At 69.1% G+C, this 9,341-nt stretch carries 9 protein-coding genes; 2 read left to right on the top strand and 7 right to left on the bottom strand.

Features of this window, described 5'->3' with window-relative positions; genetic code table 11:
* Window positions 1-410: 410 nt before the first annotated feature.
* The 4 genes from D180_RS18090 to D180_RS18105 form a co-directional block, all read right to left on the bottom strand.
* Window positions 411-1,085, bottom strand: a complete 675-nt coding sequence (locus D180_RS18090; RefSeq protein WP_017913902.1) for an ABC-type transport auxiliary lipoprotein family protein — start codon at window positions 1,083-1,085, stop codon at window positions 411-413.
* On the bottom strand, window positions 1,082-2,008 hold the full coding sequence (locus D180_RS18095) for an MlaD family protein (protein ID WP_017907455.1): 927 nt from the start codon (window positions 2,006-2,008) through the stop codon (window positions 1,082-1,084). Before D180_RS18095 ends, D180_RS18090 begins: the two co-directional genes overlap by 4 nt.
* A gap of 4 nt (window positions 2,009-2,012) precedes the next feature.
* A complete protein-coding gene (locus D180_RS18100) occupies window positions 2,013-2,834 on the bottom strand; it encodes an ABC transporter ATP-binding protein (RefSeq protein WP_043091303.1) in 822 nt (273 codons plus the stop codon).
* A gap of 81 nt (window positions 2,835-2,915) precedes the next feature.
* Window positions 2,916-4,028 carry an ABC transporter permease gene (locus D180_RS18105; protein ID WP_010340194.1) on the bottom strand — a complete coding sequence of 371 codons (1,113 nt, stop codon included), beginning with the start codon at window positions 4,026-4,028 and terminating at the stop codon, window positions 2,916-2,918.
* Between the two features lie 100 nt (window positions 4,029-4,128).
* Between D180_RS18105 and D180_RS18110 the strand changes: the two genes are divergently transcribed.
* Complete coding sequence (locus D180_RS18110; RefSeq protein WP_017907457.1) at window positions 4,129-5,388, top strand: threonine/serine exporter family protein; 1,260 nt, start codon at window positions 4,129-4,131, stop codon at window positions 5,386-5,388.
* A gap of 59 nt (window positions 5,389-5,447) precedes the next feature.
* On the opposite strand, the gene D180_RS18115 is transcribed toward D180_RS18110, so the two are convergent.
* The 3 genes from D180_RS18115 to D180_RS18125 form a co-directional block, all read right to left on the bottom strand.
* Window positions 5,448-5,909 carry an H-NS histone family protein gene (locus tag D180_RS18115; RefSeq protein WP_017907458.1) on the bottom strand — a complete coding sequence of 154 codons (462 nt, stop codon included), beginning with the start codon at window positions 5,907-5,909 and terminating at the stop codon, window positions 5,448-5,450.
* Window positions 5,910-6,159: 250 nt separating this feature from the next.
* Entirely contained in the window at window positions 6,160-7,854 is a 1,695-nt protein-coding gene (locus D180_RS18120; protein ID WP_017913904.1) for a proline--tRNA ligase, read from the bottom strand.
* Window positions 7,855-7,954: 100 nt separating this feature from the next.
* Window positions 7,955-8,347 (bottom strand): DUF4124 domain-containing protein, encoded by a 393-nt coding sequence (locus D180_RS18125; RefSeq protein WP_017913905.1) that lies wholly within the window; start codon window positions 8,345-8,347, stop codon window positions 7,955-7,957.
* Between the two features lie 77 nt (window positions 8,348-8,424).
* On the opposite strand from D180_RS18125, the gene pssA reads away from it, so the two are divergent.
* On the top strand, window positions 8,425-9,201 hold the full coding sequence (pssA, locus tag D180_RS18130) for a CDP-diacylglycerol--serine O-phosphatidyltransferase (RefSeq protein ID WP_017913906.1): 777 nt from the start codon (window positions 8,425-8,427) through the stop codon (window positions 9,199-9,201).
* The last annotated feature ends 140 nt before the right edge of the window (window positions 9,202-9,341 follow it).

A 9,341-nucleotide genomic window follows, 5' to 3' on the forward strand; every position in this document is an offset into this window, starting at 1 on the left:
TGGGAGAAGGTGCCCCGAAGGGGCGGATGAGGGTCGGATGGCTGGGGACGTGTCTGGGGAAGACGGCTCTGCGGCCGCCGCACCCTCACCCCCGACCCCTCTCCCAGTGGGAGAGGGGAGCGAAGCCGTGATCCTTCTCCCTTTGGGAGAAGGTGCACCGAAGGGGCGGATGAGGGTGGGGTGGCTGGGGAGATGTCTGGAGAAGACGACTCCGCGGTCGTCGCACCCTCACCCCCGACCCCTCTCCCGGTGGGAGAGGGGAGCGAAGCCGTGATCCTTCTCCCTTTGGGAGAAGGTACCCCGAAGGGGCGGATGAGGGTTGGGTGGCTAGGGATGTGTCTGGAGAAGACGGCTCCGCGTCCGCCGCACCCTCACCCCCGGCCCCTCTCCCGGTGGGAGAGGGGAGCCAATCAGCGCCGCGGCGGCTTCTGGCTGGCCGGCGGCGGCACGCTGGGCGCCAGCGCGGTGGCGGCGTCGGCCTGGCCCTGCTGCAGGGTCCAGCCGACCACGTCGTGGCCGAGTTGCGACATGGCCTGGCCGAAGGCGTCGACCACCTGCGATTCGGCTGTGCCGGCGGCGGGCTGGGTCACCAGGTAGGTGCGCGAGGCGACCACGCGCTGGTCGGCGCTGTAAAGCAGCTTGGCGTTGAGCTCGATGGTCGCCGACGGCACCGCGCGCCCGGCGTAGTCCGATTCGAAACGGCGCAGGTCCAGCAGCAGCTTGTAGTCGGCGCGGATGCCGGTGCCGAGCCGGGCCACGCCCGGAATGCGCCCGGAATCCTCGAACGCGCGCAGCAACATGTCCTCGAGCATGTCGGTGGCCGGCTGTGCCCAGCTGACGCCGCCGTACACCTGCAGTTCGTCGGGCGTCGGCCGCACCGCGATGCGCGAACTGTCGACCACGCGCGCGGCGCTGGGCTTGGTCAGCGCCAGTTGCCAGCTCACCTGCGGCCAGGCCGGGTCGGCGGTGACGCGCACGTCCGGCGCGTAGATCGTCACCGGCTCCTTGTTGCCGCCGGGCAGCGAGCAGCCGGTCAGCAGCAGGGCCGGCACGGCGAGCAGCAGGAAGGCGCGCATCGGCTTCATTTGGGTTTGAACTCCTTCGGGGCGTCGCGGCCGAGCAGGTAGCGCGCGGGGTTGTTGTCCAGGCGGTCGCTGACCCGGCGCAGGTCGCGGATCAGGCCGCGCAGTTCGGTGAGGGTCGGGCCGAGCTGGCCGAGGCCGTCGTTGGCGAAGCTGTTGATCGCCGAGCGGTTCTCGCCAAGGATCTTGTCGGCATTGCCCGCGGCCGAATCCAGCTTGCTCAGCGTGTCCTCCAGCTTGTTGAGGATCGGCGGCAACTGCTGCACCAAATTCTGGTCCAGGCGCTGGATGGTGCCGTTGGTGGTCTTGAGCGTGGTGTCCAGGTTGCGCGCCGCATCGCGCGCGCTGACGATCAGCGACTGCATGCCCTGGTCGCGGTCGGCCAGGCCGCCGCTGATGGTTTCCAGGTTGTGCAGGGTGGCGGTGATGCTGGCGACGTTGCGGTCGCTGAGCACCTCGTCCAGGCGCTCGACGATGCGGTTGGCGGTGTCGGTGATGTTCTGCAGCGCCGAGGGCGTGGTCTGGATGATCGGCGCGTCACTGTTGTCGATCGAGGTCAGCGCCGGCGCTTCCGGGGTGCCGCCGGAGAGCTGGATGATCGATGGGCCGGTCAGGCTGGTGATGCCCAGCTTGGCGCGGGTGTCGCTCTTGATCGGCGTGGTCGAGTTGACCCGGATCCGCGCCACCACCTGGCGCGGATCGTTCGGCGCCAGGGTCAGCTCGGTGATCGAGCCCACCGCGATGCCGTTGTACTGCACCGGGCTGCCGACCGACAGGCCGGTCACCGCCTCGCGGAACACCACGCGGTACTCCTGCCAGGTGCGGTCGGAGGAGTACTTGGCGGCCCAGAGTCCGAACAGCAGCAGCGCGATCCCCACCACGATGGTGAAGGCGCCGATCAGCACGTAATTGGCTTTGGTTTCCATGGGCTCAGGGGGTCTCGGTCCAGGCGGTCTTGGCATCGCGCGCGGCGCGGGCGCGCGGGCCGTGGAAATACTCTTGGATCCACGGATGGTCCACTTGCTCGATCTCGGCCAGCGGCGCGTTGGCGATGACCTTGCGGTCGGCCAGCACCGCCACGCGGTCGCAGATAGCGTACAAGGTGTCCAGATCGTGGGTGATGAGGAACACGGTCAGGCCCAGCGCTTCCTGCAGGGTGCGGATCAGCCGGTCGAAGGCGGCTGCGCCGATCGGGTCCAGCCCGGCGGTGGGTTCGTCCAGGAACAACAGGGGCGGATCCAGCGCCAGCGCGCGCGCCAGCCCGGCGCGCTTGCGCATGCCGCCGGACAGCTGCGAGGGCAGCTTGTTCAGCGCGTCGGCGGGCAGGCCGGCCAGCTTCACCTTCAGCAGCGCCAGCTCGTAGTGCCAGCTGTCGGGCAGTTCGCCGAAATGCTCCTTCAGCGGCACCTGCACGTTCTCGCCGACCGTCAGCGAGGAGAACAAGGCGCCGTCCTGGAACAGCACGCCGGTGTTGCGCTCCACGTGCAGGCGATCGGCGCGGCGCCCGGAATCGGTATCCACGCCGAGCACCTGGATCTTGCCGGCATCGGGCTCGCGCAGGCCGAGGATGGTGCGCATCAGCACCGACTTGCCGGTACCCGAGCCGCCGACCACGCCGAGGATCTCGCCGCGGCGCACGTCCAGGTCCAGCTCCTCGTGCACGGTCTGGCTGCCGAAGCGATTGACCAGGCCGCGCACGGAGATGGCCAGTTCTTGCTCGGGATTCGGGATTGGGGAATCGGGAATGGTCAAAGCGTGCACTCCTGGCCAGCGTCGCGGACGCCGCCAGCTTTTCCCATTCCCGATTTCCCACTCCCGATTCCCGGCTTCACGTCACCACCCCATGTTCATGAACCACAGCGCGGCGATCGCGTCGATGATGATCACCAGCGAGATCGTCTGCACCACGCTGGAGGTGGTGCGCTCGCCGACGGACTGCGCGGTGCCTTCCACGCGCAGTCCCTCCAGGCAGCCGATCAGGCCGATCACGATGGCGAAGATCGGCGCCTTGGACAGGCCCACCAGCATGTGCCGGATCTGGATGGTGTCGTGCATGCGCGCCAGGTACATCTGCGGCGGGATGCCCAGGTCGAAGGCGCCCACAGTGACGCCGCCGGCCAGGCCGGCGATCATCGCCACGAAGGTCAGCAGCGGCAGCATCAGCAGCAGCGCGACCAGCCGCGGGATCACCAGCAGATCCATCGGGTCCAGGCCCAGGGTCTGGATCGCGTCGACCTCTTCGCGCGCCTTCATCGCGCCGATCTGCGCGGTGAAGGCGCTGGCGGTGCGCCCGGCCAGCACGATCGCGGTCAGCAGCACCGCGAACTCGCGCAGGAAGGCGATGCTGACCAGTTCCACCACGTAGATCTCGGCGCCGAAGTCGCGCAGGATCGTGGAGCCGAGAAAGGCGATCACCGCGCCGACCAGATACGACAGCAGCGCCACCAGCGGCACCGCGTCCAGGCCGACCTGTTCCATGTGGTGCACGGTGGCGGTCAGGCGGAACCGGCGCGGCGCGTGCAGCAGCCGCAGCAGCTTGACCAGGGTCTCGCCCAGGAAACCGACCAGGGCGACGATTTCCTTGCCGTTGCGGTGCACCGCGTAGCCCAGGCGTTCCAGCGCCGCGGCGAAGCCATAGTCGCGCTTGCGCTTGGGGCGGTCGTCGGCGACGTCCTCGATGGTCGAGACCAGGGCGCGGTGGTCCTGGCGGAAATCCAGCGCCTCGTGGGCGATGCCGTTGCGGGTGGCGTAGCGCATCAGCTGCAGCACCCCGGCCGAATCCAGCTGGCCGATGCCGCTGGCGTCGATGCCGGTGGTGCCGGCCGGCATGCCGCGCAGCACTTCCGAGGAGGCCAGGGCCGTGGCCAGGGTCCAACTGCCGGTCAGCCGCACCCGCGAGGGGTCTCGGTCGTCCTGGCTGAGTTTGGGCGGTTGCGGTTCGATCATGGGGGCGTCCGGTGCGCGAGCATACCTGTTTCGCCCGTGTTGCAGATGTGGTGATCGCGACGGGGTGGCCGGGCGCGGCGTTCGCGCCATACTAGCCGACATGCCCGCCGCTCCCACCGTCAGTCCCTCCGCCAACGCGACCTACGCGCAGCGCATCGCCTTCGTCTCCGACATCGCTGGGCGACTGCACACCTACGGCACCACCGCGCAGCGGCTGGAGGCGGCGGTGGTGGCGCTGGCGCAGCAGTTGGACCTGGACTGCGAACCCTGGTCCAACCCGACCGGGCTGATCCTCAGCTTCAGCGACCCGACCAAGGCGATCGGCTCCAGCGACATCACCCGCGTGGTGCGGCTGGCGCCCGGCGACAACGACCTGCACAAGCTCAGCGTCGCCGACCGCATCGCCGACGACGTGGCCAGCGGGCGCATGAGCGTGGCCCAGGGCCACACCGCGCTGCGCCAGTTGGACCAGCCGCCGGGGCGGCGCTGGATGGCGATGCAGGTGCTCGGCTTCGGCCTGGCCGCGGCCGGCGTGGCCGGGTTGTGGCGCCTGCCGTGGCTGGACATCGCCACCGCCAGCGCGATCGGCCTGCTGATCGGTGTGCTCACCCAGCTCACCGACAAGCGCCCGGCCACCAAGGAAGCCAACGACGCGCTGGCGGCGTTGCTGGCCGGTTTCGTCGCGACCCTGGTGGCCAGTTTCGTGGCGCCGCTGAATCTCAATACGGTGATCATCGCCTCGCTGGTGGTGCTGCTGCCGGGTATGGCGCTGACCAATGCGGTCAACGAACTCACCAGCCAGCACTGGGTCTCGGGCACGGCGCGCTTCGCCGGCGCGGTCACCACCATCGTCAAGCTGACCGTCGGTGCGGTGATCGCGGTGACCCTGGCGCAACTGCTGGGCCTGGAGCCGATGGTGCGGGCATCGCGGCCGCAGCACGGCTGGGTGGAATGGGCCTCGTTGCTGGTGGCCGCCTACGCGTTCGCACTGCTGTTCAAGGCCAGCCTGCGCGATTATCCGTTCGTGATGGCGGCATCGGTGGCCGGCTACGCGATCGCGCGCTTCGCCGGCGACGCCTGGGGCAGCCCGGTCGGCATCTTCCTGTCGGCGATGGTATTGACCGCGGCCGGCAATCTGTTCGGACGCATCGTGCACCGGCCGGGCGCGCTGGTCCGGTTGCCGGGCATCATCATGCTGGTGCCCGGGAGTGCCAGCTTGCGCGGGTTGTTGACCCTGGTCCAGCAGCAGGACGTGCTCGGCGGGCAATCGGCGCTGCTGACGGTGACCAATATCGTGATGGCGCTGGTCGCCGGCCTGCTGTTCGGCAATCTGTTGGTGCCGGCGCGCAAGAATCTTTGAATGCGGCAATAAAAAACGCCGGCATGCGCCGGCGTTTCGACTGCGGTTGCCGTGGCGGATCAGGCCTTCGGCGCAGCGCTCTTGCTGGCCTTCTTGGCGACGCGCTTGACCGCCTTCTTGGCGGTCTTCTTGGCCGGCGCGGCGGATTTGGCGGCGCCGCCGGCGATCAGGAAATCGTCGACCTTCTTGCCCTTGGCGACCAGATCGGCCAGCCAGCGCGGCTGCTTGCCGCGGCCGGTCCAGGTTTCGGCGGCATTGGCGGGGTTGCGGTATTTCGGAGGAACCTTGCCCAGTTTGCGGCCCGGCTTCGGACCCGGCTTGCCGGCCTTGCGACCGCGCGCGGCGGGGGCGCCGCCGAAGACTTCCTCGATGCTGTAGCCGTGGCTCTTGGCCAGGCGCGCCAGCTGGGTGCGGACCTTGGCGATGGGGGTGCGCTTGGCGACGATGGACTGCTGCTTCTTGGCGGTCTTGATGAGGGCGCCCAACTGCTTGGCCGACAGGCCACTGAGATCGATGGTCATCTTTACTCCGGAAAATGGGTGGTGGCTTCCGCCATTCCCTGGCTAGCGCAGGATCATAATGATGCTTTATCGGATTGACAAATACCCTGCTTAATTCGCGGCGGGTATTTTCGGTCGCAATCCGGTGGGAATATGTCTTTATGGATCCCTGGCGGCCGTAATCAATTGAAAACAGACCGCTCTGGTTTCCTCCATATGGCGTGACGGCGGCGTAAAGAAAAAGGGCCGGGATATCCTCCCGGCCCTTTCGTCATGCCTGCAGGCGTGCCAGCAAGGCGGTTCGATCCAGGTGTTCGGCATCGCCGCCGCTGCGCGCGCGATATTCGAAGGTGCCGGCGGCCAGGCCCCGCTCCGAGACCACCACCCGGTGCGGAACGCCGATCAATTCGATATCGGCGAACATCGCGCCGGGGCGCAGGCCGCGGTCGTCCAGCACCGCGTCCAGTCCGGCCTGCTGCAGCTCGGCCAGCAGCGCCTCGCCAGCGGCGTCGACCGCCGGGTCGCGCTTGGGATTGATCACGCACACCGCCACCGTCCACGGCGCCATCGGCTGCGGCCAGCGGATGCCGGCGTCGTCGTGGTTCTGCTCGATCGCCGCAGCGACGATGCGGGAAATGCCGATGCCGTAGCAGCCCATCGCCAGCGTCACGGTCTTGCCGTTCTCGTCCACCACGGTGGCGTCCAGCGCCTGCGCGTACTGGCGGCCGAGCTGGAACACATGGCCGACCTCGATACCGCGGGCCAGGCGGATCTCGCCGCCGTCGTGGGCGCGCTCGCCCTCGACCACGTTGCGCAGATCGGCGACGGCGTCCGGTTCCGGCAGGTCGCGGCCCCAGTTGACCCCGGCCAGGTGGAAGCCGCGTTCGTTGGCGCCGACCACGAAGTCGGCCAGCGCCGCCACGTCGCGATCGGCGACCACGCGGATCGGCTGGCGCGGACCCAGCGGGCCGAGGAAGCCCGGCTCGCTGCCCAGGTGCGCGAGGATCTCGGCCTCGCTGGCCATGCGGTAGCCGGCCAGGCCGGCGACCTTGCCCAGCTTGATCTCGTTGACCGTGTGATCGCCGCGCACCAGCGCCAGCACGAAGGTCTCGCCGGCCATCACCGCCACCGACTTGACCGTGCGCTGCAGCGGCAGGCCGAGCAGCTCGGCCACCGCCTCGCAGGTCTTCTGGGTGGGCGTGGCGACCTTGCGCAGCTCCTCGCCGGCAGCCGGGCGCGGGGCCGGTGCCGCGGCGACGGCGGCTTCGACGTTGGCCGCGTAGTCCGAGCCGGTGGAGAACGCCAGCGAATCCTCGCCGGAGGCGGCCAGCACATGGAACTCCTGCGAGGCGTCGCCGCCGATGTCGCCCGAATCGGCCTGCACTGCACGGAACTGCAGGCCCAGGCGGGTGAAGATGTGGGTGTAGGCCGCCTTCATGTTCTCGTATTCGCGCGCCAGGTCCTCGTCGCTGATGTGGAACGAGTAGGCGTCCTTCATCAGGAATTCGCGCGCGCGCATCACCCCGAAGCGCGGACGGATCTCGTCGCGGAACTTGGTCTGGATCTGGTAGAAGTTGACCGGCAACTGCTTGTAGCTGCTCAGCTCCTGCCGCGCGAAATCGGCAGCGGCCTCTTCGGCGGTCGGGCTGTAGCAATAGTCCTGTTCCTTGCGGTCCTGCATGCGCAGCATCAGTCCGCCGAACTTGCTCCAGCGCCCGGTGGCGTCCCACAGCTCGCGCGGCTGGATGGTCGGGAACAGCACTTCCACCGCGCCGGCGCGGTTCATTTCCTCGCGCACTACCGCTTCCACCTTGCGCAGCACGCGCAGGCCCAGCGGCGACCAGGTGTACAGGCCGGAGGCGAGCTTGCGGATCATGCCCGCGCGCAGCATCAACTGGTGGCTGACCAGTTCGGCGTCGGCCGGGGTTTCCTTGGTGGTGTGCAGGTGGAACTGGGAAAGGCGCATCGAGGGGCTTCGCAGACGGCGGGTCGCCCATTTTGCCAGTCATTGCCGGCGCTGCGGGCATCGCCCGCGGCCGGCCGCGCGCGTTCGGGGCGCGTTCGGCTTACTTGGCGGGTGCGGCGGCCGGGGTGCAGTAGGCCTTGATCGCGGCCTCGGCCAGGGCCTTCTGCGCGCCGCGCTGGGATTCGTCCAGTTCCCCGTCCGGCTTGCCGTCGCCATCGCTGTCGGTGGTGATCTTGCCGGGCTTGTCGAGGATGTCCAGGTTCTTGCGCGCGGTCAGGCACTTGGCGTTCTCGGCCGGGGCCGCCTCGGGCGTATCGGTCGGGGCATCGCCACGGGTGTCGACCTTGCGCACCTGGTACTTGCCGCCGGGGGGCGGGGTCTCGGCATAGTGGGTGACGCCCTGCGCGTCCTTCCATTGGTACAGGGTGGTGGCGCCGAGCATGCCGCTGACGGCGAGCAGGGGCAGGCAGCAAAACCGGGGCAGGGCGCGCATCTCGGTCTCCAGGGCGCGGCGGGAGCGCCGATTGCAGCACCCGCCGACGGGCCTGGCAAGTCGATTAGACTGGCGGGATGGACCCATCCCGACCGCCCCCCCGTTCGCGCACCATCTACCTGCTGCCGAACCTGTTCACCACCGCCGGCCTGTTCTCCGGTTTCTACGCCATCATCGCCGCCGCCAACGGCCAGTTCGTGCATGCCAGCGTGGCGGTGTTCGTGGCCGCGGTGATGGACGGGCTGGACGGGCGCGTGGCGCGGCTGACCGGCACCAGCAGCGAATTCGGCGTGCAGTACGACTCGCTGGCCGACCTGGTCAGCTTCGGCATGGCGCCGGCGCTGGTGATGTACCACTGGTCGCTGTCGGCGCTGAAGTTCGACGGCAGCATGCTGGGCCGGGTCGGCTGGTCGGCGGCGTTCCTGTACGCGGCCTGCGCCGCGCTGCGCCTGGCCCGCTTCAACACCCAGGTCGGCACGGTCGACAAGCGCTGGTTCGTGGGCCTGGCCAGTCCGGCCGCGGCCGGGCTGATGATGGCCTTCGTGTGGTCCTTCGCCGACGGCTCGCTGGGCTGGGACGGCGAACAACTGCGCTATGTGGCGCTGGGCCTGACCGTGACCGCGGCGCTGCTGATGGTCAGCCGCATCCGCTTCTGGAGCTTCAAGGGCAGTGGCGAGAAGGGCCCGCGTACCGACCGGGTGCCGTTCCTGATGCTGGTGCTGGCGCCGATCGTGCTGGCGGTGCTGGTCATCGACCTGGCGCGGGCACTGCTGGCGATCGGCGTGCTGTACGCGCTGTCCGGGCCGTGCCTGTGGCTGTGGCGGCGTTGGCGCAAGGTGCCGGACGCCGCATGAGCGAGCCCGCGTCCATGCATGCGCCGTTGTGGTCGGCCGAACAGGTCGGCTGGCTGCAGGCGTTGGGCCACACCGTGTATGTGGATGCCGCGGCCGTGGTCGAGCCCGAGCCCGTCCCGTCGCCGGCGACCGAGCCGGCG

The sequence above is a fragment of the Xanthomonas sp. SHU 166 genome (assembly GCF_000364685.1).
Lineage (GTDB): Bacteria > Pseudomonadota > Gammaproteobacteria > Xanthomonadales > Xanthomonadaceae > Xanthomonas_A > Xanthomonas_A sontii.